The organism is Desulfosporomusa polytropa, from assembly GCF_055380075.1.
In genome coordinates this window covers 208,427-233,727 of record NZ_AP042399.1, presented here as the reverse complement: position 1 = coordinate 233,727, position 25,301 = coordinate 208,427, and the positions used below count along the sequence as shown (strand labels likewise).

The following is a 25,301-nucleotide window of genomic DNA, read 5'->3' as shown; positions in this document are numbered from 1 at the left end:
TATGTATAAGTATTATAAACAGGTTTTCGACTCTGAACATTATCTGCTACAAAAAGAAGTGGCAGCAATCTCGGGTTTTGTAAGCACCGGGAATAATCCACACACGCAAATGATTGGTGCTGCTTTAAAAGAGTATGTAGAAAATCATAAAGTCGATTCTATGCTTTATTATTCGACACTACACAAAGCTATGTTAAATGTATATCCGCGGATAGTATATCAGCCTGTACTGGAAGAGCTTTATAGAAAGATTGGTCCTAATTTACGAGGCAGCATTGAAATTGGCGGCAAAAAATATGCGTATGCATTAACACATAAAGCAATGTTTGGAGGTGCGGCATGAACAGTCTGAAGCAAAAGATTAAGTTCCTTAATCCTACGCATGTAAAGTTTCATCTAAATCAGGAAACACTTAAAGAGATGATCGTACGTTATGTCTATAATAAAACTGGTAAACAAATTATTAAAAGCTTAAATTGCGATCTTAGAGCTATCGAAGACACCGGTCGTGTTTTGATAGATTATGATTCACTGACCGACGAAGAAGAACAAGCATTTTTACAAGCGGGGCTGCTTGGCTGCTGTGATGATGACTTGGCTGATATCATCGAAGTAATCGTAGGTGATTATTTTAAAGGGTCTGTAAGCGTTTATTGTACTAAAATTAGTGAAGGGCTTTGGGTGCTTGAAGACTTCGACGTTACTATGGACTTCGAAGAATATGTGAATAAACGAGGTGCAAAATGATATTAATTGAATTTAGGAAATTGGGCATAGGTGGAATGAAAGCCCAACTTGATAAGTGGGACGAAGAATACTATAACAATGACAACCCTAGCGTAGCTGATGCAGTATACGATACCTGCAAAGATTATTATTTATCAATTACTGGCCAAAAAGAGTACGATTATGTGCCTGGTAAGGCCAGCGGAAAATTTGCAAAGTTTAATCACTGGCAGCCGATCCGCTCTCTGTCTAAAGTTAATACCATGGATGCATTGCGAGCAGAACTTATTAGGTTAGCTCCCGGCGTTATTGAACCAAAGTTTGATGGACTTACCGTTGTACTGTATCCTACGGCGCAAGCTGTGACAAGAGGCGATTCAATTACCGGTGAGGTAATAACAGAAAATGTTAAACGCATTCCTGGCCTTAACTTTGTACATAGCAAGTATCCTGTGCGCATGGAAGCCATTATGGATATCGTTAGTTATGGCGCCGTTAATCGTAAGAAAGCAGCTCGCGGCGAAGACCTTTTCAAAAATCCGCGTAATGCTGTCGCTGGTACACTCCGGAATAAAGATGCCAATAAAGTAGAAGGCGTATCTTATTACGCATATAATCTAGTTGGCGATCCTCGGCCTGAAACAGAACAGCTTGCTGAATTAACCGCTTGTGGCTTTAATACTACTCCATTTTTCGAATACACTAAGGACACCATCGAAGAAGCTATGCAATTTGTTGCTGATTTCGATCGTGAGAATCTTGGTTATGAAATCGATGGCTTGGTTATTAAAAGCAATATCCCTAATGCAGCTGCTGTATTTGGAGAGACTGGGCATCATCCGAAAAATGCCTGTGCTTGGAAATGGCCTTCAAAGGGGGCCTGGACTACCTTACTCGATGTAGTATGGCAAGTTGGTCGTGAGAAAATTACTCCGGTAGCTATTATAGCGCCGATCGAAATTGGTGGCGCCACTATTGAACGTGTCACCCTGCATAACATTGGTGTTATGAATGAGATTGGATTATCTCAAGGCTGCGATGTGTTTGTAATCCGTTCAAACGATGTTATTCCTGACATCGTGGAGTCCCGCAACTACGATCCCTCAAAGAAATTTGAAGCCCCATTAGTCTGCGATGAGTGTGGTAGCCCTCTACATACGATTAAAGATCAACATTTTTGTGTGAATAATAATTGCAAAGGCAAGCTGTTAAGCGCTATTTGTCACATTGCTAAACGTGACGTATTAGATATTGAAGGGCTGTCTGAAGAGACCGCAGCTAAAATGATTGCAGCAGGAGTTAAACATCCATTTGAAATATTCTACCTTCCAATGACTGCAATACAGGAGTTACCTGGTTTTGCAGGTCGTTCTGCTATGAAACTCTATAAAGCAATTCAAAATTCGCGCCAGACAGAACTTAAACGTTTCCTTTATGCATTAGGCATCATGCAAGTCGGTCGCAAAGCATCAGAAGACATTGCCGCAACGCTTGGATCTTATGAGGAGATCTTTGACGACATCAACAAGGGATGTCCTCGAATCAGTCAGATCGAAGGTATCGGCCCCACTATTGTCAATGCGCTTATCAGCAATCAAGTTCTGCTCCCTGCTCTTCGCAAATGGGTAGAGCCCGTTGCAGCGCAGAAGAAGAAAATTATCGACAAGGTCTTGACCATTGTCATCACCGGTACACTATCTCAGCCGCGCAGCTACTACGATAACCTAATCAAATCCGCCGGCCATAAGGTATCCGGCAGCGTCAGCAAGAAGACGGATGCCGTCCTCTGTGGCGAAGACTCCGGATCAAAGCTTACTAAAGCCCAGGAGCTTGGTGTTCGTGTGATTAACGAAAGCGAGCTGGAGGAATTAATCAATGCCTAAATATAGTGTAATGATTTCCTATATGATGCAGGGCGCCGTTGATATCGAAGCAGATAACGAAGTACAGGCTAATGAAAAAGCACTACAAGGCGATCTACCAACGAATGCTGCATACTGCAAAGGTAGCGCTGAAGTCGATGACGTAACACCAATTGAATAATAAACAAAGGGGTAATTCAATGTCTACTATTGTCATAAATGGTAAAACAATGTCTTTTAGTGGCTCCAATGTTTCTATTGTTGGAAACAAAGTTATCGTTGACGGCAAAGTAGTATACAACGATGCGACAGGAGTTGTGGAATTAAAAATTACTGGCGACATTGTATCTATTGAATCAGATGCACCAGTAACGGTGCATGGAAATGTCGGACAAAGCATACGAGCCGGTGGCAGTATTCAATGTGGAGATGTAGGCGGAAACGCACAATCAGGCGGTAGCATGCATTGTGGAAAAGTATATGGCTCTGCAATGTCTGGCGGAAGTATGCACCATAGTTAATGGTTTGGGCCGTAAGGATCTTAAGCCCAAAGCGGGGGAAACAATACTCCCCGTGACTATGAAGGAGGTGATTACTATTCAAACAATAGTTGTAATGGAGCCAAGAAAAAGGCCTAAAATACGCCAAGTTGAAGATTTGTCGTTAAAAGTAATGCAACAAATCGTAGAAGGATATATCCAGGTTGTAGATATGGGTGATAACATTCTTTTGGTTTGTAATGAAGAAGGAAAACTTCAGAATAAGCTTGGCAATTTTCCGCTGGGTGACGACATAATTGTCGGTACTGTTTTATTTTGCTGCGGATTCGGGGAAGAAATGATTGGTTTGACTTCAGATCAAACAGAAACCATTTTAAATTGGTTCAATACCAGAAGTTAAAAATCTATCGGAGGTGTTAACATGCGTGAGGCTGTCGCGACAACTATAAAGTTTGTCGAACTACTCACCACGATAGAGAAAAATTATAAAGCACTTTTTGATGAAGTCGGTAAAATCGACAAAGAAACTTCTGACCTTTTACATGATCTAGAATTCGATAATTTCTGTGGACGTGACGGGTACAAGAAAGCAAAAACCATTAAAGGCATTCGGATGCATCGGCGTGAACTAAAAAATGCAATGGAATTAGCAGCCCCATTGAGAGAATATTGTAAACTGCACAGCAAACTTAAATTTGATTTGCAAAACATTCTTGTTCAGATGTCGCAGATAGCTAAGGATCAATCCGAACGAGTATATATCCCGAGAGTTCGTACTGATCTAAAAATTGCGAACCATCATTTTGTTAGTGGTGAACAGTTACTTGAGTTGCCTCCCGCTACAATAGAAGTTGCTGCGATATGATGGAGAGATATTATGAGTAATCCACGAATCCTTTTACCTCCGCACGCAAATGAGCATTATAAAAGACTCACCCGCTGCTCCGATGAATTTATTCGTCCTACGGAAGGCAGCGGTCCTTGCAAAACTCGGAAGGCAACGCAAGAAGAAAAGGCAGTGTATGATTTAATGCCTAAACCCGTTAAGAGCAAAAAGAAAAAATATATACCATTTGAAACAATGATACCCAAAAGCTATTATTAATTGAATATGCAACAGAAAGGGGACTTCAAAAATGGAAGTCTATCAACCACACCACGCGCACTTAGCGGCAGGAAGTTTAGGGGATTCCATCCTGAAGATCTCCGAGTACGTTGAAAAGGCTAAACAATATGGCCTTACAAGTCTGACCATGACTGATCATGGCAGCCTCAGTGCGATGTATGCTTTTTATAATGAATGTCGTAAAAATGATATTAAACCAATCATAGGCATTGAAATGTACGAGGCGGCCGATCGCATGGAAAAAAGCAGTAAGACTAGGGAGTATAATCATCTAGTGTTAATTGCTAAGAATCTTGAGGGTATTCAAAATTTATTTCGTTTGCATAATGACGCAGCTGTCGATGGGTTTTATTATAAGCCTAGAACCGATTTAAGCATGCTTAAACAATATAGCAAAGGAATCATTGCTTTGTCGGCTTGTGTAGCCGGTACTATCCCTCAAGCAATTCTTGAAAATAATCCCGAAAAAGCAATTAAACTTATTAATAGCTATAAAGAATGCTTTGATGAGTTTTATTTAGAGCTACAACCAGGCAAATTCAAAGAACAAATTCTTGTTAATGATGCATTGGTAGAACTAGCAGCCTATACTAATACCCCGCTAGTTGTTACCAACGATATCCATTACTTAAGCAAAGAAGATTACGTTGCTCACAATGCCCATGTGGCATTAGCCCGCAAAATGACTATAGAAAAAGACAGTGCATTGATTTATCCGGATACTTGCTATTGGTTCATGAATAGAGATGCGATAGAAAAAGCGTTTACTTACACCGATTTGTTAACCAAATCTGTTATCAAAGAAGCGTTGGATAATACTATTGTTATCTCTGAGCACTGTACTGTGCAACTATCTACTGAAATACGTATGCCGGAATATACCGTCGAAGAAGGCGAAACAGAAGAAGAAGTTCTTACTCGTCTATGCTTTGAAAAATTAAATGAAAAGTTACCTTATGTACAAGATCCAGCTGAGTACGTAGAACGCTTGTTATATGAACTTGATGTCATTAAAAATCTAGGGTTCTGCGGATACTTCCTGGTAGTATATGATTATATCAATTGGGCTAAAAAAAACGGTATTGCTGTTGGCCCCGGTCGTGGAAGCGTGGGGGGAGCTATGGTCGCTCATGTTTTAGGAATAAGTTTGGCTGACCCTATTAAATATAATTTATTATTCGAGCGTTTCTTAAGTCCACACCGCAAGTCTATACCAGATGTCGATATTGACTTCGACGCTTCTCGTAGGGATGAAGTTATAAGCCATGTAGTATCTCATTATGGATACAATAACTGTGCTCTTGTAAGCACACTACATATGCGTAAAGCAAAAGGAGCTCTTAGAGATAGCGCCAGGGTGCTCGGCATTGATTATGAAATCGGTGATGCCGCAGCCAAGCTAATCCCCGTGGTCGTTTATGGCGATGATGGCGAGAAGACTACCGACCTGGGTATCAAAGACTCATTAGCTTTCGTAGAAGAGCTACAAGAAATGCAGAAAGATTATCCCGAGCTGTTCGAATTAGCAATGAAACTGGAAGACCTACCATCTGGCTCTGGTCTGCATGCTGCGGGGGTTATAATTAGTCCAGTAGATCTAAGAAATGTAACACCACTTATCAAATCAAATAAAGAAGGCGTATTAGCTACCAGTTTAAATTTAACTGATGCTGAGTCTGGTGGTGCTGTTAAATTCGATTTCTTGTCTCTTGCTTCTTTGGCCGTTATAGAAAACACACAACGCGACGTAGGCTTTTCATTCGATTATTTGAATGACGAACTTTACAAAGATGAAGCGGTATGGAATCTGATCGGCAGCCGTCATACTACCGGACTGTTTCAGATAGCCAGTAAAACTTATAAAGATAGAATGCCTCGCTTGAAGCCTACGACCATTCAGGAGCTAGCTGCGTGTTTAGCGCTCGTCAGGGGTCCCTGTATAAGCTCTGGCATGGATAAGGCCTATATGGAGATCATAGAGGGCAAGAGAGAAGTCGATATGATACATCCACTGTATTATAAGGCCACGAAAAACACCAATGGTATTTTAATTTACCAGGAAGATTTAATGAAAGTCGCTGTTAACTTCGGATTTTCTCTTGAAGATGGCTATAAGATAGTAAAACTTTCGGCTAAGAAAAAGATAGAGCAGCTAAAAGAGTACGAAGCTAGGTTCATGAAGAATGCCTCTGATAAAAATGTACTAACAGACATTGCCCAGCGTGTATGGAGCGCTATCCTTGACTCTGGCCAATACAGTTTCAATTCGTCTCATGCAACGAGCTATGCAATTTTGACTTATGTATCGGCTTACTTAAAGTATCATTATCCAAGAGAGTATCTTGCTAACTTGTTAAGTAACGCTTATGATCGTGGCATGAAAGAGATCTACGGAGAAATCATTGACGATTGTCGTCGTTACGGTATTAAGTTCCTCCCTCTTGATGTTAATAAATCACAATGGAACTTTACCCTCGAAAACGATTGTATTCGTATTGGTATGGTTGCTATTAAAAGCTTCGGCGATAAAGCATGTGCCGAAATTTTAAATAATCGTCCTTTTATTTCTTTCGAGAACGTGTTGGAAAGTGTCGTTGGTAAATCGTTTAATAAAAAGGTTGTTAACGTAGGGATATTCTCAGGTTTATTCGATGAATTCTGCGACGGAGATCGTTTAAGTTTGTATCATAGGTATATGGAAATTCGAGATGAAGATCATGCAGAAGAGATATCGACTGGCGGCAAGGAAAAGTTCAGTATTAATGCTGCACTTGCAGATCTGGAAGATGCTCTGCTAGGTGGTCAGTTCTTATCAGACCCGGCAAATGACCTAGAGACATTCGGCTGGGATAACATTAGAGAAAAATCAGTATTTGAAGTCACGGCATATATTAAGAACGTCAAAAAGCATAAGGATAGCCGGCAGAATCAGATGGCGTTCTTAACATTAAGCACCGGTGACGGTACCATTGAGTGTACTGTATTTTCAAGTACCTATGAGAAATTTAAGAAGCTGTTTAAGAAAAATTCTTTGCATGTATTTAATGCCAAGAAAGATGGTTCAAGCTCGTGTATATTACAATCAGTTAGTTAGGAGAGATAATTATGAAAGAAGAAAGAACTTGTGGCAATTGCCGATTTAATGTCGGCACTTGTTCTGTTTTATGCGCAACGGTAACCGTCGACGAACCAGGCTGCCGGATACACTTATTCAAAACTGAAAATTATCCAAGGAGGAAATATTAATGCCAGAAGCAATTAAAGAAGTCCATCCATTACATGACTCTTATCCGAGTGTCGTGAATCTAAATAACCCAGATCAAATCAAAATCTTTATTGCTGAATTTCCTGAGTTGCTAGAATGCGACTGGGTTCTTCAAGAAAAATATCACGGTTTTAATTTTCAGGTAACTTACCTGCCGAATGTATGCGCTAATTCTTGCTATGAACCTGATTACGCCGGCTCCCGAGAAATTCAAGTAAATCGCGAGACAGAGTTTTATGGTGCATGGGCAGCAATCGATGCTCATAAAGATGATTTTGCAAAGCTTCGCCACGCAGCTAATTTCTCGTTGCAGAAGATTACAGTCTATATGGAAATCTTCGGAGGAAAGGTTAGCCACGGCATTAAGTATGATATAAAGCAAGGCACATACCGATTAAAATTCCTGGATGTTAAGGTCGATGGCAAAATGTTATCACCAGCGGCATTCTATCAGTTTATAGATATGTTTAATATTGATTCATCTTTGGCGGCCAAGCCTTTAGCTATTGTAAAAGGAATTCATGCTGCCGTTGAGTATAATCCAATATTTCACTCAAACGCGGCAATCTCAGGCGATGGTTCCGAAAACGACAGATCTTTCGCTGAGGGATTTGTAGCTAAACCGTTTAATAAGCATTTTAAAAATAAAGGCGGCAAAAATATTCTCATTAAAAAGAAGAACCCACGCTTTGAAGAATTTGCGTTAGAAAAGATTGTCCGTGTGATCAATCCGGAAGTCACAGCTCTACGCGAAATCTTCAAGGGATTCTTAAATGAGAATCGTATCGAATCCGCGTTTAGTAAACTCGGCCCGATTACTGGTAAGCAACAGATAGACATGTATCTCAAGCATATCATGGGCGATGCTCGTTTAGATTTTGAAGCACAATATGCCGAAGAATTATGTTCGTTATTGGGTGATGATAAAAAATCAGTCTTTAATGTTGGTAGTTTCCTTGCTCTCCAACTATTAGAACGTATTCAGAACATAGCATAGGAGGTTTATCATGAAATTTACAATGAGCGTCAAAACTGATATAGGCAGTGAATTCGATGAAACATATGATTTTCCCGTTAAAACAATTAAGGGTGCTACCAAATATGCACAAGCGATGGTAGATAAATTTAACGAAGTGGAAGAACTGCGTTATAAAGATAGAGCTTCATGTCGGATTCTTGTTAGTGTTGATTTTGCAAAGGAGGACGATATAGGTGAGTAGTGACGAGCATGGATTTGGGTACAACGACAACAAGTATAGCCAAGAAAGAATAACCTCTGATCTTAAAGCTAAGCTGGAAAGAGCAAAGATAAATCTATTTCGTATTTTGCGTAATGGAAGTAAAGACGGGACGAAGAATCCTGACTTAGACGAATTAATAGATGAAGTAGAGGATGCTTTAGGATTTACTCGTCATTCGTGTGAGCAATTACGGCTAGAGCGCGACAACCTGCAAACCAGAGTAAATCAGCTTGAAGCCACTAATCAGTATTTAAAAGAACATCATACAGTTACTCCCGAGTTCGAAAAGTTAATTGCTGAGACTATGCCTAAAATAGACAACCTCCAAGCCGCGAATGGGGTGATGCGGGATGTGTTGAGGGACATGATCAAGATTGCAAAATATGCAAATCAACAAGTGCAAAGCGGAATGGTCAATGAAATTATAAAGCGTGGAGAATTATCGCTATCTGCTACACCAACTGAGGCCAGGGAACGGGTGCGGGGGCTGGTTGAGGCCTTAGAAAAATTAGCAAGGTTAGGAAATGGAGACCGATACGGCAACAGTATAGGTAATGAAATAGCTCAGGACGCCCTAGCAAAGTACCGAGGAAATAACGACGGTGAGTGACAAAATAGAAAACCAGCATATAGGTGGAGAAGTTATGAGTAGACAAATTTTTTTTTATTGGGGTATGGCTATAGTTCTCTTTGGGTTTGTTTTCGGTATAGCAGAATCGTATTGTTTCGGTTGGAACCCAAAACCTATGTCTTTTGCTGAAGTAATATGTGATTATATCTCCGCCGTATTGATAATAATCGGCGGAGTACTGTTAATTCTTTTCTTATCCAAGAAAGACAAACCTATTTTTGAATACACTTATTATTACAAAGTATATAATACATGGTGTTCACGAGCTTTCGGACCGAAACCGGAAGATGTTAATCATATTTACGGTAGATATACTATGCAGCGAGAGACTACATATACCAAGAAAGAAATCGAGTTTGGTCGTAATGTAATTATAAAATCTCACGTATTCAGCGATCCGGATGTGTCTCCGAAAGATGTTGTGTTTATAACAAAAGAAGAATACGAAGCCGGTACTGGCGGAGATAGCAAAGCCATAGGCTATCACTGGAATCGCGATAGTAAGGAGCCAATAAAAAATGAATATAATAATTGACATTAGCAAATGGGGTGGCTTCTGGACGGCTAATTATCCAGGAGCAAAGGGTATAAAACTAGGTTGGATCGGTTTTTTTTGGACCGGAAACGACGTGATTAATCAAGCAGCCGCTTGGAAAAAGACTGCTGCTGAAGCAGAAGAATTAGCTATTATAACGCTCAAAGACAATGTGAAATTGCTTGAGTTAATAGAGGAGGCATTGGCAAATGCTGATATCAATGCATTATCTAAGGGACTGTGTAGTACGATTAAACAGCGTACGCAAGCTGCTCGACAAAGCAAAGGATGACGAAGAGAACGGCATCGACCTTGACACTGTTAAATCAAATTTCTTTGGCATTACACTGGATATGCTCACCGCTTTGTCAGAATGCGAATTTAGCCTAACTAAACCATACATGTTCACTGGCTCATTAGCAACGCTTAAGCTTATGATAAAGTCAGTTCAGGCAACCCAAGACAAGAAGATCTTTATCGAAGCTATCGATGCTATAATCGCACCGTTTCAAGAATTCGATTACGAATCTTTTGATGCGTATGCCTATAAAGAAAACTTCCGATACGCGCATAGCTACAATGAAGCCGGTGTCGATTCGGAAGTAATAAGAGAGGTTGCTCGTTCTATACATTTGGATAATGATCGCGTCGTTAATGTGATCGATCCACGCTGCATTCAAGGAGTCAACGCGGAAAATTTTAAATCAAATTTCCATAATGCAAGACTATGGGGAATGGGATTATCGTCTAAACGTATCGATGAAACTAAAAAGAAATTTCATCGATACGTCATGGGCTCGTTAAAGGGTTCTAATGTAAGCAATGATGCGTTTGACGTGTTGATTCTGCAACCAGAGATTAGTCTGGACCGTGTCGGTGAAAGAATATTGCTTAAAAAAGAAAAGGAATTAATACATAAATCTATTAATTACTTGCGCCCTGGTGGGGTGATGGTATTAGCTTTGCCGTATTTCCGTTTTTACAAAGATATTTGTTTGTTATTGTCGAAGAACTTCGCTAACTTACAGATCCGAAAATACCAAAGCGAAGCTTTCTCTAAATCTGGATTTGTTTATGTCACCGGTGTCCGTAAGACTATCAAAGAAGTCGATGAAGATGCTTATGAAATACTTAGGTACGCATTTAATATCGAAAACATTCCTGACATAACAGAAGAACCACTCGAACAAATTACCTTACCCCAGAATGATTTAGAAATTAAATTATTTCGCGGTAGTATATTAGATCCTGATGAAATAAAGCGTATCTACGAAACTTCTCCTTGCGTGAGCCAATTTTGGAACGCGCAAAAAGTAGAGAAGTTATCAGAACACGCAAAAAATCCATTGTTGCCTTTCAATGAAGGACAACTGGGCTTAGTTTTATGCTCCGGCTGTCTGGACGGAGTGGTCGATGAAGGAAATGGACATTTCCATGTCGTTAAAGGTCGTGTCGTAAAGAAAATAGATAACGATAGCGACATCGATATGGAGAACAATCAAATAGAGGTTGTTGAAACGACTTCTAATCGTGTCGAAATCAACGTGTTTCTACCAGACGGAACACATAAAATATTAGCATAAAGATCTGGAGGGATAACCATGGCTGGTTTAACCAATGTAAATGTAGGCAATAGCTCCTACGTAAGTGGAAACATTGTTTCTTACGATATCAATAAACATGAAATTGTCTTTTTGTCGCTACTTGGATATTCAAGTGTTATTAAAGTGATCACAAAGGACATTAACCATCGTAATCAAGTCAGTATTGGAAGTCGATATTTTACAAGTGTACCAAAGGCTTATGAAATCATCAATTCGAAACAAGCCGATTCTGATTTTTCGCACGCCATTATTTATCGAAAAGACAATGTGTATACCGATGATCAAGGGAATGAGCAAATTCTCGCTTATATTTTCACTGAGTTACCTGCCGATTATAAATTCGACAATATCATAGATATTTATCCCGAAGAGCTCCTCAATAATATCTATGATAAAATTTATGCTCATGTTTCAGCGCCAGTATTGCGTGAATGGATGCCATATATAGTACGTAACTTAATAGCTAACAACTGTCTTGTTGAAGTTACAGTTATTAAGCCAGACGAAGTTAACATGAGAGTTTTTCGCATAGCATTTCAGTTTAGATTCTTGTCGGGATTAATCTCTAAAGGACTAGATGAGCGAGAAATTACTATCAACGGATGCGAGCAATCATCTGAAGAAATTATCGAGATAACCGGTCTCGATAGTTACCTGAATACTTTCGCTGAAACTCTTGCTGGCAAGATCCAACAAAGCTTCGTACCTAAGTTTATTCCTGGACAAGATAATTACAGTGAAGCATTACAGAATTTTGCTGATTATACTTCCTTGCGTGGCAACTTGGTATTGTATGAAGCGCAGAAGTCCACTATCCAAGCAGCTTCAAATAATCTAGATAAAAATGGCGTGGTTTACATAATTGGGGAAATGGGTTCAGGTAAAACGGGAATGGGTATTGGTACTGTAATGACTAATGCGAAGAAGACAGCCACCACAAACCTCATATTATGCCCGGGACACCTAGTTGAAAAGTGGAAGAGTGAAATCTTACGTCTTGCTCCGCTGTCTGAAGCAGTTATCGTTGATGATTTTAATTCCTTTAAAGCTTTAGAAAGCCGAATTACGGACCGTAGCCGCAAGAAACATCTCTGGTTAATATTAAGTAAAGAAACGGCTAAATTTGGTTATGAAATGCGGCCTGCTGTTAAATGGTCCAGAGGCACAGGCGAACGCCGTCGACCTTGTTATGTATGCCCTGAATGCGGCCAACCAGTATTTAAAATTGTTCACGTTGGCAGCGGCCGTCGCCGTACTGCAATAATGCAATTTCTAACTGAACGTGATTTCACGCAAGAGTACGCTCACAATCTCGTGTGTGGCAATCAAGTGAAGAAATGGAATAAAAAGACCAGAGAATACGAAGAAGTAAAGTGTGGCGCTAAACTATGGGCACCGGTTATCAAAGACGAAAATGCTACCTGGACGAAATTTGGTGAAAGCGGTTGGATTGAAAATCAACACATCGGCAATATTTTTAATAGACTTGCCGACACCAACGATCTTTCTAAAGAAGATACTAAATTAATGGTGGCTATTAGCGATTCCATGGATACAGGCAAGGTTGTTCAACATGCTCCTCGTAAGTATCCTATCGCAAAATATATTCGCAAATATTTCCGGCATAAAATTGATTACCTTTTGGCCGACGAGCTCCATTTGTATAAATCTGGTGACTCGGCTCAAGGCGAAGCTTTTGGTGATCTAGTACAAGCAGCTAAGAAATCTATTTGCCTGACTGGTACTCTTGTGAATGGATATGCATCTGGCATATTTCATATTCTGTTTCGTACCTTCGCTCATACCATGAAGAAGGAAGGTTATGATTTCAACGACGAAGAACAATTTTCTAGGGACTTCGGTGTAACTAAGAAAACATCTCGTTTTGAATGGAATAATGGCCAACAAGGAAGTCGTAGCGGTACTAGTAAAGTAAAGGCGTTGCCCGGAATAAGCCCATTGGTATTCACTAAGTTCTTGCTTGAAAATGCTGCTTTTATAGGGCTAGCAGATATCTCTGATGGATTACCTAGTTATACAGAAATCCCTGTACCTATTGAAATGGATCTCGAACTCAAAACTGCTTACGATAATCTTGAAAGAGATGTACGCAATTCATTTGGCGGCCGTAGGGGACGTGGCGGTATGAAGACTATGTCACAAATGCTCCAAAGCTTATCCGTGTATCCTGATCAACCTTATAGGCAGCCTCCTATTATCCATCCGGATACTGGAGAAGTTATTGCTACTCCCGATGAGTTAAGCGAAGAACCACGAGCCAAAGAAGCACGCTTCATGGACTTGGTTCGCGCTAAAGTGGCAGCTGGTGAAAAAGTCCTAGTGTATTATCACTGGACGAACCGTACTAACTTGGGAGCCCGTTTGTCTGCTATGCTTACAGCAGAAGGTTTTAGCACAGCAATTCTCACTTCTCACGTTAAATCGCGGGATCGCGAAGCTTGGATCAAGGAAAAAGTAGCGGAAGGTATTGATGCACTCATCTGTAATCCTGCGCTCGTTGAGACTGGTCTGGATTTGTTAGACTTTACTACAATAATTTATTATCAAGTGGGCTACAATCTACCTACGATGCGCCAGGCTAGCCGTAGAAGTTGGAGACTCAGCCAGACTCATGATATCGAGGTATATTTCCTGTATTATCAAGGTACTGTTCAGGAACAATGTTTAAGCTTAATGGCCACAAAACTTCAAGCGGCCATGAGCATCGAAGGTAAGTTCTCTGAAGAAGGACTCAATGCAATGAGTAACAACGAAGATCTGCTTACTCAAATTGCCAACAGTGTAGTCGAAGGTATTCGTAACTCTGTCGACATTCAAGTATTCCAGAAAACTTCTGTAAGCAGTAACCGTACTGAGAATATTGATACTGCAGCTATTACTCGCATATCAGTTCGCCATGATCTTAAACCTTATTCTATTTTTGTGCAGCATGGAAAGGGTAAAAAGAGTAAGAAAAAAGCAGAAACAACAGCTACGCAACTTTTAGTAAGAGAGTTATTTCGATTTCCTTCAAAGGTTGCAAATCTATATTAAAAAGCATGGATAATAAAAAGAGTCATTCTTTCTATTCAAGGATGACTCTTGCTTCTTTTTTATTAATTACTCGTTCTTCTATTTGGTTCATAATATTGCTAGTGTGCGGGCTTGAACTTCTAAGCTCTTTAATAAAATCAGATTCCAGTTCGGCAGCAGTAATAGGTTCTTCTTCGGCAAATAAAGAACTCATAACAGTAGGAGAAGTGGTAACCGGGACAAATGCGGCTTGTTTTTCGTTACGGTTTTTCTTTTCTTCATCGTCGAAGATAAATTTATAAAGAATTTTACCTAACTGTTCCGGTTTTTTATCTTTTGTCTTTACATGTGAATCAAAGTAAGCAATGTTTCTGCGTATTATATTCCATGATTTTTCATGAATAACCTTTTGAGCTAAACTGCGTGGGAATCCACGATGAATTAGATCATCTGTCATGTCTATCTTATCCATAAAAACTTCGATCGACTGACCTGGCTTCTCTTCAACCGTCCAGTTCCAGCCGAGAGTAGCGTAATTGCCGCCATGTCCAGTTTTATCTTCGACCTCTTCATATTCAACTTCGACAGGGCACTTACTGTGATTATTGATGTCGCGCCTAGACGGCACTAGTGCATTTTGATTAAAAGCTCCAACACTAAAGAGCGAGGAGTTTTCACCTTTTTCTTTTTTGCCGCCAAGCACAGAAAACATCATTTCTTCCTTGGCGATAAATACAGGATTCTGCTTTTTATTATCTAGCCAGGCTCGTATAACCTTTGCAAGAACTCTTGATGTGTATTTCGATCTAAAATCATACAACATAGTGAGTCGATAGATAGGTGTTTCAGGGTTCGCAATCAAGTATGGGATAAATTCTTCGTTAAAAATACCTAAAAGAAGATTTGATTCTTCCACGAAAGAAATCTTCTGAAATACTGGAATGCCATCGAAGGAAAATAAGTCTCCAGGTCGTTTCTTTTTAGTCGGATCAAGCTTGTAAAAAACCTTTCCAGGTAGCGTCACAGCGGCGGCGGCACACTGGCGTTTTACGTTGCTCAATTTCCTATTCGTGAGTTTAGCGATACTCCGAATGTCTACCGGTATTTCTTCTTTTGGAAATCTAGGGTCGAAATACGCCAACATGGTGTGCGTAGCCAATCCTTCAGCTTTATCAAGAGGCAAAGCTCCAAGTGATATTTCATTAGAATAAGGGACACGAGTGTTCTCATTTACCACCTTGCGTAGCATTTAGTAGCCTCCATTCATCACTGTATGACATCAATTTCTGTCAAAAGTTTCTTTTTCCTGCTTGGTAAGTATTGTTTTTGCTCAAAACCTTATTCATGATAAAAACCTATTCTTGATTAAACGTTTAGTTCTTTGTGTGTTATTATTTCACATAAAGACATACATATATAGGGCTATTTCGCTGTGGATAAGTCTTGGAAGCCGCGGTATTGCTAGCTCATACAGATAAGATTAAAACCTTATCCATAAGTATCAAAACCTTATCCGTATTTTTGTTACTGCATCGATAAGATTTTGAGCTACAAGGATAAGGTTTTAGCCTTACACTGTGGATGAATAAGGTTTTGAGCCATTATCTGTAGATGAAAAAGCATGGATAAGGTTTTGATACCAATATTTAAGCATGGATAATAAAAAGAGCCATTTATGAAAAGCATGAATAATGTTTTGAGCACGGATAATGTTTTGAGCAAAAATATTCATTTTGGCAAAATTGTATTTTTACATCCTGTAAATAGGCCCTAAAATAGCGTAATAAATTAACAGCAATTCTGTTCAATTTAAAAGGGGGCCTTGCTATTAATTATGGACTTAATTACTCTCCACAACAACATTGCCTGCAAACATCATATACTTGCATCTTATCTTAGAAATAAACAGCGCGCCATTTCTTCTTCTCTTTTCATTTCTAACCTTAATGCTGGGCTTAGAAGAGATCTTATGCAGACGAAGATGGTCGATGCTATACATGCAAGGGTTAAGAATGCAGATAACCTTATGATCGTAACGCACATTCGTGGAGAAAAGCATTTATATATGCTCAACACACTAACAGATGAAATACGCTATGTACAGGAGGGGTAATACAGGATGTTGGTTTTAAAAAGGGTACAAAATTTCAATGAATTTTTAAAATGTGGCTTGTCTGAACAGGTACTGATGTATGGTGACTTTTACTATGAAGATACTGACGATGGTTTGATTGTCAGTGCCACCTATTATCACGAACTCAAGACTAAAAAAGAAGAAGAAGAGTTCGATTATACCAAGCTAAATACCGCTACTTCTGAGAAAGAGTATAGCGATATGCTCAAACAAGCCGAACGCGAATATCTCAATGAGGTCATTTTCGATCGGAAGATTCTCGGCAAGGACATTAAGTAGGGGGCAGTTGAACTATGGCTGAAGAAACTAAAACAAATACGACGAACACGGCAACTAAATTGGCTAGGTATGATATATTAAGTTCCCAATACGAATCGAATGGAGATCCTGGATGTGTTTCAAGTGGTTCGGGTGATGCCGGTGGTGTATCATATGGCCTTTGGCAATTATCTTCTACCGCCGGTTCAGCAAAATCATTCGTAGAGTTCTGTGTGAGCCAAGGGTATTCTTGTGGGCCTACTTTAAGTGCAGCAGGAGATCCCGGTACGGATAGCTTTAGCTCAGCATGGAAGACAGTAGCTACACAAGATCCAACAGGTTTTACAGAAGCACAATATCAGTATATATTAGGTGCGTATTTTGAACCAGGTTGCGCGGCAGCAGCTTCGGTGGGTATTGACTTAAACAAGCATTCAGATGCATTAAAGTGTGTGGTATGGTCTGCTTCGGTACAGTATTCTTCAGGTAATATTGCAGATCTATTTCAGGATGCAGCCACTGTTCTTAGTCAACCTATATCTGTACTTGATGATGCTAAGTATGATAGTGATTTGATTCAAGCTATTTATCAAGTACGAGCAACAGATGAATGGACCAGCGGCAGTCCGGATCTACGACCAGGATTACGAGAGCGTTTTACGAACGAATGCAATGATGCTCTTATTCTATTATCAGGCGATGGAGCCGCCATTAGCAAACTTCTTATTAGAGGTAAAATAGCAGACGGTAAAAACGGAAAAGCATCAGACGATGGATTTTCTATCAAGATGAAAAGACACGGTAAACATGCCGATTCTGTAATAACTAAATTACCAAAAGGTAAGACTTTTTGTGAACCGGTCTATCCAGACTTAGTAACTGTTTCGGACAAAATTCCTCAATGGCTATTGGAAAAAGCAAATATTGCCACTGAAAAAATGGTCGACACTGGCATGTTAGTATATTCAATCCCTACACAAGTCCTAGAGGATGCTTGTGGCGGTGATTTAGATGCAATTCTTGGCGGTGCGGCCAATGCAAAAGAACGGCAGAGAATATTTGATCCGACGAAATACAAAAGTGAATTCAAAAAATCAAATCCCGGGAAGCCAGCCAATAATAACGATCCGTTTCCGGTTGATTTAAAGATAGAAGAGTTGGAAACTCACAAGCCTACGGTAAAGGTACATACGATTACGTGCTGCCCCGAGGCAGTATCTACAGCTAAGGCTGTTATTAACGTGTCAGACCGTGCTGAGAAGCGTATAGTTAAGCTTGAGAACATGATGGCAACTATGCTTCGATATCTTTTTAGAATAGGCACTAGAATGAACGTGAACTGTGTTTATTACGGTGGTCAAACTCCTTTCGAAAAGTATAATGCTATTCGTTGCTTGCAGGATGATCGAATCTCTGACGGGCAGTCAATGTCTTTAGATCAATGTATGAACTGCACCAGGTATGAACCAATTATAGGTCAGGTGTATGAAATTATGAATGATCTTGGAGTTAACTTAGCATCGGTGCTTGACGATAATCAAATGGCTTACATGGATATGAAAGACTATGTTGACTTTACAAGAACAGAGAACTACCATGAAGAAAAAGAAAAGGCAGAAATCAATATGTCTGGTGTTACTACTCGTAGCGCTCTGGAAAAGGACTTTAAAGATACTTGGCCAGCAGGCATAAAAATGAAATGGGATCTCGTTCCAGTTGAGCAGCAAAAGCCACATATCAACTGGCGTCAGAATATTAATGACGACGGTACCAAACTTAAAAAGTTAACATCGTTTCCCCAGGACGAAAAAAATATTGGCACCCCAATCACAACTAAACCTGCCAATACTAGTATTATGAAGAAAAACGCCGATGCAATGGATGCTAATTCAAATGCTGTACTACAGTCGAGAATTGATGTAGGTAAAGCAGCTGGCGCAGGTATGACAGACGAGCTTGTCAATAAAATGAAAGCCGGACTGGAAAAAGAAATCAAGTCTAAAATGAATGGCGATGCAGATATAGATCCACTTATTATCGCCGCGATTATGGCTATCGAAAATGTTTCTGATCCAGGACCGGTAATTAATAGGTATTCAGAAGTTATGGAGACGCTGCAGATCAAAAATCCGGCGATCGTAATTTCTGCATATAAAGCTGAAGCGACAACATTTCTTGGTGATGAAACAATTACTCCAAAATTACCACGCATTGATAAGGTTGTTAAGCCAGACGCTACGGACTCCGGTGTAGTAACAACTTTCAATTTAAACTGGGATAGTCGAGAAACCTGGTTATGGACTCAATTCTTTGAGCCAATGGAAATAAATCTGAATACTATCGGTGCAGCTAGTTCAAAACCTGATATGCTAAATTTTTTCCCAGAGGTTTGCTATATGTATATGGAATTAACCAAGGTAGCTAGGAGCAGTAAATTTGACGGAGATATTTTTGCTTTTCCATTTATAGAAGAGCAATTAAAAGGTGTCTGGTATGTATCTAAGTTTGGCATGAGGCAACTTGATAGCGAGACAGAACCAAGAATGCATCGAGGAATCGACTTAGCAACCGGAGACGAAGGAGCTGGCATGGAAATTCATGCAATTGCTGATGGCGTAGTTGTTGACGGATCTGGCTGGGCCGATTGGAACGGCGTTCTTATCCAACATGAGAACAACTATTTTAGCAGGTATCTTCACAATAGCTCGGTATTAGTTAGTGCTGGCCAGACCGTATTAAAAGGCGATGTAATAGCAGGAGTTGGATGTACGGGAAGTCCAGGTTGTTATCATCTGCATGTGGAAATAGGGCAAGGAGATATTTATCAAAAGGAAACCCTAGATCCAATGATGTTTTGGCCACTGCTTGAAGATAAATTAGGAGACGGAGGGGCACCTTTGTCTGAAAGATAATTGTTAATATAGGCATGTTAACCCCGTAATATGTACAATGAACAAAATAAAAAGGGGGACTTAACATGTCTATTATAGCTGTTAACGCAGGCCATTATTTGGGTGAGGATAACTACGATCCGGGCGCATGCAACGAGGAAATGGGCTTAAAGGAAGCTGAAATCAATGTTGCGGTTGCTCACAAAGTAGAGCAGATACTTGCTAACCGGGGCCACAAAGTAGTTTATATCCACGCTGGAGAACTTAATGAGATTACAGATGCTTCTAATACAGCTGGTGCTGATGTGTTCGCCAGTATTCACTGTAATAGCGCTGCCGATCCTGATGCCCATGGTGTCGAAACTTTCGCTTGTGCAGGAAGCACTGAAGGGCTCAAGCTTGCAAAGCTTGTACAAAAACAATTAGTGGCTTGTCTGGGCTTAACTGATCGAACTGTAAAAACTAACGGCTTGTACGTAACTCGGAACACAGATGCCATAGCGATTCTAGCAGAGATTGGATTCATTTCTAATCCTGAGGAAGCTACTCAAATGGCAACCGAGCAGTTCCAAGATAACGCGGCAGCCGCTATTGCTCAAGGGATTCTCGATTACCTTTGTTAAAGTAAGGGCCCATTAATTTGGTGGGCCTTTTCTTTTTTGTCTAAAATTGGTATACTTAGTAAAGAATTGATAAAATATTAATAATTATGGGAGTGGATGATTTGAAAGAAAAAGTAAAACTATTCGCAGCAAGTTTCTTGATGGCGATAATGCTAATGCTAGCGCCGAGTATAGGCGACGCGGCTATGCTTCGACCTTCGCCAGAGTCTGGGTCTAACGAGTTTGGCCAAATACTCGATGATTTTATGCTAAAAGAAACATTAACTTTTGGAAAGTATTATACCGTAGAAAAAAAGTATACAAACAATGGTGTTACGACTTATGTTATACAACAAGGGGCTATAACTAGGGCTAGTGAGACCCTAGAAATAAGTGCCAATTCAGAAACCGGATTTATCACAAAATTCACGTATAGATTTTTTTTACCAACAGCAAACAGTAATATGATGGAATCAATTTATAATTCATGGGGAGCACAAGTAAAACAAAGATATGGGAATCCTACCGAAGAAGGACGAACCGAATTTGGACATCCTTATGGAAAATTTATTGAAAACGGTAAATATAAATACAGAATCGCATCAGAGGTAGTTTCAGGACTCGGTCATTCGACAGCTGCTAGCAGGGGCTCAGGAATATTTACAGTTGAGATAGAAGCTTTATAATAGGTAAAAGCTCACTTCATGGTGAGCTTTTATTTTTTGTTTGTAGTGTATAAGAACTTTTCAATCAGTAATATGCAATATGAATACCTCCTCACAATACTCTTCTCTTCCATATTATCATCCTCCAATCCCCCTCTCAGTAGTCGACTTTATGTCGGCTATCTTTTTTGTCCGTTTTTAGGGGTAAGCCAATCATATTAACCTCTTTCTAAAAAACGCGTAGCGAGGCTAATAACGAGTGGTAAACTGTCAGATAATTTAAGTAAAAATTAAAAGAAGCTGGTAAGGGTTTAACTCTCCCCTATCAGCTTCTTTTTTTAAACATTTCACATGCGAGCGCCCTCTATTGAATGAAGGTAACGGATTCGGCTGCATGTATGTTATTGTACATCCTGGTCAAGTAACAACCCATGAAGTCTGCGGTAGTTGAGCTTTCTAACCACCGCCAGAATTTATAACTAATCATTTGGTGTGGCGTATTGTTCACTATGAAGATTTCATTGCTGCCATGTCGCTTAACTAAATCAAGATGCACATGAAAAACATTCTCTACCGGATGGAACCCAGGCACTTTCCAATCAATAGCTAGTCCTACGGAATAATGCTGAGCATTTGATGTAGTTTTAGAACTGAACAAAGAGTAGTTTGTTTTTCTAATGAGCTCATCGATGGAGATAGTACCCATAAAATCATTCTCTCCTCGCATCGACACAATATTTTTCGCCACAATCGCAACACTCGTAAGTAGTCTCAACATCGGAAGTAGTTTTAACGGTTACGCTGGTGGACCCGCAAGATGGACATTTCATCTTTACGTCGCCTCCTTTGTAATTTATATACAAAGTATACCACATTGCAAAGGACCGGCACAATATAGCGAAAGAATTTTAAACGCCGTCTTCATCTTCTGCGTCAGTGTCTCTTCCATTAGGAAACATTGTAGAATCATCGCCTAGCTCTGCTTTAATCTCGGTATACAAATTTTTGACTTCCTCATAAGACTGCTCTTTAAGTTTAGCTTCATCTTCACCATTGTGTTCGACTAGAAAGTTAATCATATCTTGTTTTACCATATAATGTACCTCCAGATTTATATGTATTAAAATTATATCATTTTACAAAGGTGACGTACTTACTTACTTCTTTTTACTATTACCAAATTTTTCATACGCCTTATCGACTACTTTTCTGCCGGCAACCATCCCCAATACTGCAACAGCCGAATACACAACTGGAAGTACAACACCTCGTAATAAGAAGTTACCCATGGTGACGCCTCCTAATTTATTATAAAAATATAAAGTTATGCAAATTATACCACTATTTCTTCTTTTAAATCAACATATGGCATAGCATTTAGTTCAGCTAAACTTTTGTCGGAGTAGCGGTCTAGAAATTTAGCCATAGCAGCTTTATCCATGTGGACGTACCTCCAGTTATATATTTACAATCGGAAAACATTGTATTTAATTATAACACTGAAGGAGATTAAGGAACAAGGGAGAAATGGCCTTAGTTGAAATAATAAAAAATATAGTTTATGAAGTAAAATAATGTAATTTATAAAAAATAAATGTGCAGGATGTTTTCCACTACCTATAAATGAAATTATAACAAGTCGAGGAAGTAATTTACATGCGGACAAGGCCGTGATATAATTAGGGCAATTATAACAAGTGGAGGTGCATGCATGGGACTAGATCCAGTAAATTTAAAAGCAGGGCACGAGCAATGGGAAGAATTTGTATCTGCTCTTCGTGGCAATCGACAATTAATTCAGTATGATTATCGTAACGAAGACGGAAGGCTATTCTCATGCGTTGCTGATTCGCTCGAAGAATGTCGTCACCGTCGAGATCTGTATGTTAACAAGAGAAAGTTGGTGAAAACAATTGACGGAGCAGAAGAGTCTACTACCGATTAAAAATAATATATCCAATGTCGAAATTATTGATCTTAATTTATTTGATGCGGAATCATTCGTAAATAATTATAAAGAATACCTCGTTAGAGAGCTGGCTGACGGGAAGCCGTCTGACGATACAAAAATTACATACTTCTCAAATATTGATCAGTTTCTGCGTTGGTGCAAAGAAGCTAACTGTAGTTCCCTCTCTCTTAGCGAATTCCATCTCAAGGGATATCGGGAGCTGCTGTGGCAGCGCGGCTACAAAACGCAAACTGTCGCTCTTAAATTAACAGCAATACGTCGCTTCTATCAATGCGCACTGAAGCTAAAATTAATTGAAGAAAATCCAATGAAGGATGTGCGGCCAGGTAAAGATCCCAACTCTTCTCTCCCTGAGGTGCAGTATCTTACTGCTGGCCAACTGGAATATCTGATCCGGTTGATACCGGTTAAAGACGGAGAAGGTAACTACCATGAAGAGAACTTTCGGAATCGATTAATTATTATTATCATGGGTATCGAGGGGCTGCGGACCATAGAAGTGAAACGGCTCAATGCGGAAGATATTAATTGGCATCTTGGTACAATTTTAGTTCGAGGTAAAGGTCATAATGATTTAATCTACCCCAGAGAAGATGTTATGGCTATGATAAAACAATACATCGATAATAAAACCTATCCGGTGCTCAAGGAGAAATATGGTACGCCAGTATTTACTGTAGTCAGCAACAATAATATGCACTGCCGTATTTCGCGCCAGGCGATCCGTGACGCGGTTGACTTCTGGTTTGAAAAAGCAGACATAAAAAAGAAGGGCGACAAGAGCGGCTTATCGTGCCATCTCCTTCGCCACACTTGTGGTACATTATTGTATGCTGAAACCAAAGACCTACAGGTAGTTAAAGAAACACTGCGTCATCGTGATCTGAAAATGTCGAGTAAGTATGCTCATCTGCAAAACAGATTGCTTAATCGTTACACAAAAGCTATACCGGTAAAGATAACGTAAGGAGTATTTAATGTCAGGGATATAATTGGTAAATATTTTGATGAGGTGATGAATGTGGCTAATTTTATTCCACATAGAGAAACTTTGGCAAGATATTGTAATACGGGGATAGAAGTAGTCGTTATTGGTACATTCGTTGGGCGAAGAAAAATCGTTGACTATTGTTATGATGAGAGAAGAGGGGTATTCAAACCTGAAAACCAAATAGAGCCAGAATGCAGAAATCTCATAAAAAAAATGAACCCTGATTTGCCGACTAGACCAGTTAGCCGCGTGAATTGGGCCTCGACGATTGTGTTTGTAAAAGGAGTAAGGGGATTCGGATCTATAAATGAAGATCATATTAATATACAAGAAAATATAATGCGTTGTACACCTGGAACAATTGTTAAAATATGGGGATGGGTAATTAAATATGAAGACAACAGCAAAGTTGATGGATATGATTATGGGATAGATACGCGAGGTTATTTTCAGTTTGATTATAATACTGAAAGGTGGACATAATCATGGAAAAAACACTATTAGAGAAATTAGTTATTATCGTAGCTGAAAAACAAATCATTGCGCCGGCAACCAGCGTTGCAAGAGAAATGATTTTATCAAGGCTCTCAAAAGAAGAGATCAATGAATACTTTATAGGTGATTCAAATCCGGCTAATTAGGAGGGATATACTGTGGTATATCAAAAGAAAGCTAAATATGAAAGTATCTATCAATGGTTAGATAGTAAAAAGGGGACTTGTTTTTATTGCTATGAAGACAAGCCAGTAGCTATTAAGCTTTTCGTAAACGGAGAAGGAGTGTGCCAGGATTGCTTGGATCGTTTCGAGATTGGTCATTTCGGAACAGATCGGCATGTTATTGAGCATTTGTGTGATGCTAAAAATCATAAACAAGCAGTGACTTGGATCAAAAGACATGGTGGTACATTAATTGATACTGGCGAAATCTCTGGCGATTGTCACTTCTATATTGGTGTTAACGATATAGAAGCATACAATCGATTTTTGAAACTCAGGGGCGAAGCTATGAATAATTCTCCTATACCTGGTAGTTATGCAATGTCAGAAGAAATGGCAGAACTTAGTCGGCAGAGCTATAATAGCGTAGAGATATATAAGGATGGACGTATACATATCATTTACTAATGAAATAAATAATTAAGCCGCCTAGCTGAATACCAGTAGGCGGCTTTTGTCTTAGGAGTTTTTGAGGTTGGGCAAGTCGGGTAACGCCAGCCCGCCAGCGCTAACCGTTCAGCAGGTGAACGTGGCTCGACCAAGCCT

Annotated in this window: 30 protein-coding genes; 26 read left to right on the top strand and 4 right to left on the bottom strand. The window is 39.6% G+C overall.

All coding sequences use genetic code 11. The annotated features are described in order from the left end of the window. Position 1 precedes the first annotated feature (1 nt). The 16 genes from ACZ449_RS01315 (at position 2) to ACZ449_RS01240 (ending at position 14,544) form a co-directional block, all read left to right on the top strand. Entirely contained in the window at positions 2 to 343 is a 342-nt protein-coding gene (locus ACZ449_RS01315) for a hypothetical protein (RefSeq protein ID WP_464256707.1), read from the top strand. Continuing rightward, positions 340 to 747, top strand: a complete 408-nt coding sequence (locus ACZ449_RS01310) for a hypothetical protein (RefSeq protein WP_464256706.1) — start codon at positions 340 to 342, stop codon at positions 745 to 747. The genes ACZ449_RS01315 and ACZ449_RS01310 overlap by 4 nt, the downstream gene beginning before the upstream one ends. Next, positions 744 to 2,609: an NAD-dependent DNA ligase LigA gene (gene ligA, locus ACZ449_RS01305; RefSeq protein ID WP_464256705.1), complete on the top strand. Its 1,866-nt coding sequence runs from the start codon at positions 744 to 746 to the stop codon at positions 2,607 to 2,609. Before ACZ449_RS01310 ends, ligA begins: the two co-directional genes overlap by 4 nt. Beyond that, complete coding sequence (locus ACZ449_RS01300) at positions 2,602 to 2,769, top strand: hypothetical protein (RefSeq protein ID WP_464256704.1); 168 nt, start codon at positions 2,602 to 2,604, stop codon at positions 2,767 to 2,769. Before ligA ends, ACZ449_RS01300 begins: the two co-directional genes overlap by 8 nt. A 19-nt stretch (positions 2,770 to 2,788) precedes the next feature. After that, a complete protein-coding gene (locus ACZ449_RS01295) occupies positions 2,789 to 3,109 on the top strand; it encodes a hypothetical protein (protein WP_464256703.1) in 321 nt (106 codons plus the stop codon). Continuing rightward, the gene (locus ACZ449_RS01290) at positions 3,057 to 3,488 is read left to right on the top strand and encodes a DUF3846 domain-containing protein (RefSeq protein WP_464256702.1); all 432 of its coding nucleotides are present in this window, start codon (positions 3,057 to 3,059) and stop codon (positions 3,486 to 3,488) included. Before ACZ449_RS01295 ends, ACZ449_RS01290 begins: the two co-directional genes overlap by 53 nt. A 21-nt stretch (positions 3,489 to 3,509) precedes the next feature. Continuing rightward, positions 3,510 to 3,953 (top strand): hypothetical protein, encoded by a 444-nt coding sequence (locus ACZ449_RS01285; RefSeq protein ID WP_464256701.1) that lies wholly within the window; start codon positions 3,510 to 3,512, stop codon positions 3,951 to 3,953. Between the two features lie 271 nt (positions 3,954 to 4,224). Continuing rightward, positions 4,225 to 7,308 carry a DNA polymerase III subunit alpha gene (dnaE, locus tag ACZ449_RS01280; protein WP_464256700.1) on the top strand — a complete coding sequence of 1,028 codons (3,084 nt, stop codon included), beginning with the start codon at positions 4,225 to 4,227 and terminating at the stop codon, positions 7,306 to 7,308. Positions 7,309 to 7,319: 11 nt separating this feature from the next. Further along, entirely contained in the window at positions 7,320 to 7,460 is a 141-nt protein-coding gene (locus tag ACZ449_RS01275) for a hypothetical protein (RefSeq protein ID WP_464256699.1), read from the top strand. Further along, complete coding sequence (locus ACZ449_RS01270) at positions 7,460 to 8,476, top strand: RNA ligase family protein (RefSeq protein WP_464256698.1); 1,017 nt, start codon at positions 7,460 to 7,462, stop codon at positions 8,474 to 8,476. Before ACZ449_RS01275 ends, ACZ449_RS01270 begins: the two co-directional genes overlap by 1 nt. 10 nt (positions 8,477 to 8,486) lie before the next feature. Further along, on the top strand, positions 8,487 to 8,699 hold the full coding sequence (locus ACZ449_RS01265) for a hypothetical protein (protein WP_464256697.1): 213 nt from the start codon (positions 8,487 to 8,489) through the stop codon (positions 8,697 to 8,699). Next, positions 8,692 to 9,330, top strand: a complete 639-nt coding sequence (locus tag ACZ449_RS01260; RefSeq protein WP_464256696.1) for a hypothetical protein — start codon at positions 8,692 to 8,694, stop codon at positions 9,328 to 9,330. The genes ACZ449_RS01265 and ACZ449_RS01260 overlap by 8 nt, the downstream gene beginning before the upstream one ends. Before the next feature lie 34 nt (positions 9,331 to 9,364). Beyond that, the gene (locus ACZ449_RS01255; RefSeq protein WP_464256695.1) at positions 9,365 to 9,886 is read left to right on the top strand and encodes a hypothetical protein; all 522 of its coding nucleotides are present in this window, start codon (positions 9,365 to 9,367) and stop codon (positions 9,884 to 9,886) included. Beyond that, positions 9,870 to 10,178, top strand: a complete 309-nt coding sequence (locus ACZ449_RS01250) for a hypothetical protein (protein ID WP_464256694.1) — start codon at positions 9,870 to 9,872, stop codon at positions 10,176 to 10,178. The genes ACZ449_RS01255 and ACZ449_RS01250 overlap by 17 nt, the downstream gene beginning before the upstream one ends. Beyond that, entirely contained in the window at positions 10,096 to 11,469 is a 1,374-nt protein-coding gene (locus tag ACZ449_RS01245) for a DUF6094 domain-containing protein (RefSeq protein WP_464256693.1), read from the top strand. Before ACZ449_RS01250 ends, ACZ449_RS01245 begins: the two co-directional genes overlap by 83 nt. 18 nt (positions 11,470 to 11,487) lie before the next feature. Next, the gene (locus ACZ449_RS01240) at positions 11,488 to 14,544 is read left to right on the top strand and encodes a helicase-related protein (RefSeq protein WP_464256692.1); all 3,057 of its coding nucleotides are present in this window, start codon (positions 11,488 to 11,490) and stop codon (positions 14,542 to 14,544) included. Positions 14,545 to 14,575: 31 nt separating this feature from the next. Here ACZ449_RS01240 and ACZ449_RS01235 read toward each other — a convergent pair whose 3' ends face one another. Beyond that, positions 14,576 to 15,772, bottom strand: a complete 1,197-nt coding sequence (locus ACZ449_RS01235) for a RepB family plasmid replication initiator protein (RefSeq protein WP_464256691.1) — start codon at positions 15,770 to 15,772, stop codon at positions 14,576 to 14,578. Between the two features lie 585 nt (positions 15,773 to 16,357). Between ACZ449_RS01235 and ACZ449_RS01230 the strand changes: the two genes are divergently transcribed. The 5 genes from ACZ449_RS01230 (at position 16,358) to ACZ449_RS01210 (ending at position 21,094) form a co-directional block, all read left to right on the top strand. Continuing rightward, a complete protein-coding gene (locus tag ACZ449_RS01230; protein ID WP_464256690.1) occupies positions 16,358 to 16,636 on the top strand; it encodes a hypothetical protein in 279 nt (92 codons plus the stop codon). 6 nt (positions 16,637 to 16,642) lie between these two features. Beyond that, on the top strand, positions 16,643 to 16,936 hold the full coding sequence (locus tag ACZ449_RS01225; protein ID WP_464256689.1) for a hypothetical protein: 294 nt from the start codon (positions 16,643 to 16,645) through the stop codon (positions 16,934 to 16,936). A gap of 14 nt (positions 16,937 to 16,950) precedes the next feature. Continuing rightward, positions 16,951 to 19,827, top strand: coding sequence for a M23 family metallopeptidase (locus ACZ449_RS01220; RefSeq protein WP_464256688.1), 2,877 nt, complete (start codon positions 16,951 to 16,953; stop codon positions 19,825 to 19,827). 65 nt (positions 19,828 to 19,892) lie between these two features. After that, entirely contained in the window at positions 19,893 to 20,429 is a 537-nt protein-coding gene (locus tag ACZ449_RS01215; protein WP_464256687.1) for an N-acetylmuramoyl-L-alanine amidase family protein, read from the top strand. Between the two features lie 101 nt (positions 20,430 to 20,530). After that, positions 20,531 to 21,094: a hypothetical protein gene (locus ACZ449_RS01210; RefSeq protein WP_464256686.1), complete on the top strand. Its 564-nt coding sequence runs from the start codon at positions 20,531 to 20,533 to the stop codon at positions 21,092 to 21,094. A gap of 343 nt (positions 21,095 to 21,437) precedes the next feature. Here the strand turns inward: ACZ449_RS01210 and ACZ449_RS01205 are convergent, their stop codons facing one another. The 3 genes from ACZ449_RS01205 to ACZ449_RS01195 all read right to left on the bottom strand — a co-directional run bounded on the left by ACZ449_RS01205 (position 21,438) and on the right by ACZ449_RS01195 (position 22,362). Further along, positions 21,438 to 21,806 (bottom strand): hypothetical protein, encoded by a 369-nt coding sequence (locus tag ACZ449_RS01205; protein WP_464256685.1) that lies wholly within the window; start codon positions 21,804 to 21,806, stop codon positions 21,438 to 21,440. 175 nt (positions 21,807 to 21,981) lie between these two features. Next, on the bottom strand, positions 21,982 to 22,167 hold the full coding sequence (locus ACZ449_RS01200) for a hypothetical protein (protein WP_464256684.1): 186 nt from the start codon (positions 22,165 to 22,167) through the stop codon (positions 21,982 to 21,984). Between the two features lie 63 nt (positions 22,168 to 22,230). Further along, the gene (locus tag ACZ449_RS01195; RefSeq protein ID WP_464256683.1) at positions 22,231 to 22,362 is read right to left on the bottom strand and encodes a hypothetical protein; all 132 of its coding nucleotides are present in this window, start codon (positions 22,360 to 22,362) and stop codon (positions 22,231 to 22,233) included. A gap of 422 nt (positions 22,363 to 22,784) precedes the next feature. On the opposite strand from ACZ449_RS01195, the gene ACZ449_RS01190 reads away from it, so the two are divergent. Genes ACZ449_RS01190 through ACZ449_RS01170 form a run of 5 tightly spaced genes read left to right on the top strand, consistent with a single transcriptional unit; the run spans position 22,785 to position 25,163 of the window. Continuing rightward, positions 22,785 to 23,018 carry a DUF3873 family protein gene (locus ACZ449_RS01190; protein WP_464256682.1) on the top strand — a complete coding sequence of 78 codons (234 nt, stop codon included), beginning with the start codon at positions 22,785 to 22,787 and terminating at the stop codon, positions 23,016 to 23,018. Continuing rightward, complete coding sequence (locus ACZ449_RS01185) at positions 22,987 to 24,012, top strand: tyrosine-type recombinase/integrase (RefSeq protein ID WP_464256681.1); 1,026 nt, start codon at positions 22,987 to 22,989, stop codon at positions 24,010 to 24,012. The genes ACZ449_RS01190 and ACZ449_RS01185 overlap by 32 nt, the downstream gene beginning before the upstream one ends. 54 nt (positions 24,013 to 24,066) lie before the next feature. Further along, a complete protein-coding gene (locus ACZ449_RS01180; protein ID WP_464256680.1) occupies positions 24,067 to 24,519 on the top strand; it encodes a hypothetical protein in 453 nt (150 codons plus the stop codon). Positions 24,520 to 24,521: 2 nt separating this feature from the next. Continuing rightward, a complete protein-coding gene (locus ACZ449_RS01175) occupies positions 24,522 to 24,677 on the top strand; it encodes a hypothetical protein (protein WP_464256679.1) in 156 nt (51 codons plus the stop codon). 12 nt (positions 24,678 to 24,689) lie between these two features. Continuing rightward, complete coding sequence (locus ACZ449_RS01170) at positions 24,690 to 25,163, top strand: hypothetical protein (protein ID WP_464256678.1); 474 nt, start codon at positions 24,690 to 24,692, stop codon at positions 25,161 to 25,163. The last annotated feature ends 138 nt before the right edge of the window (positions 25,164 to 25,301 follow it).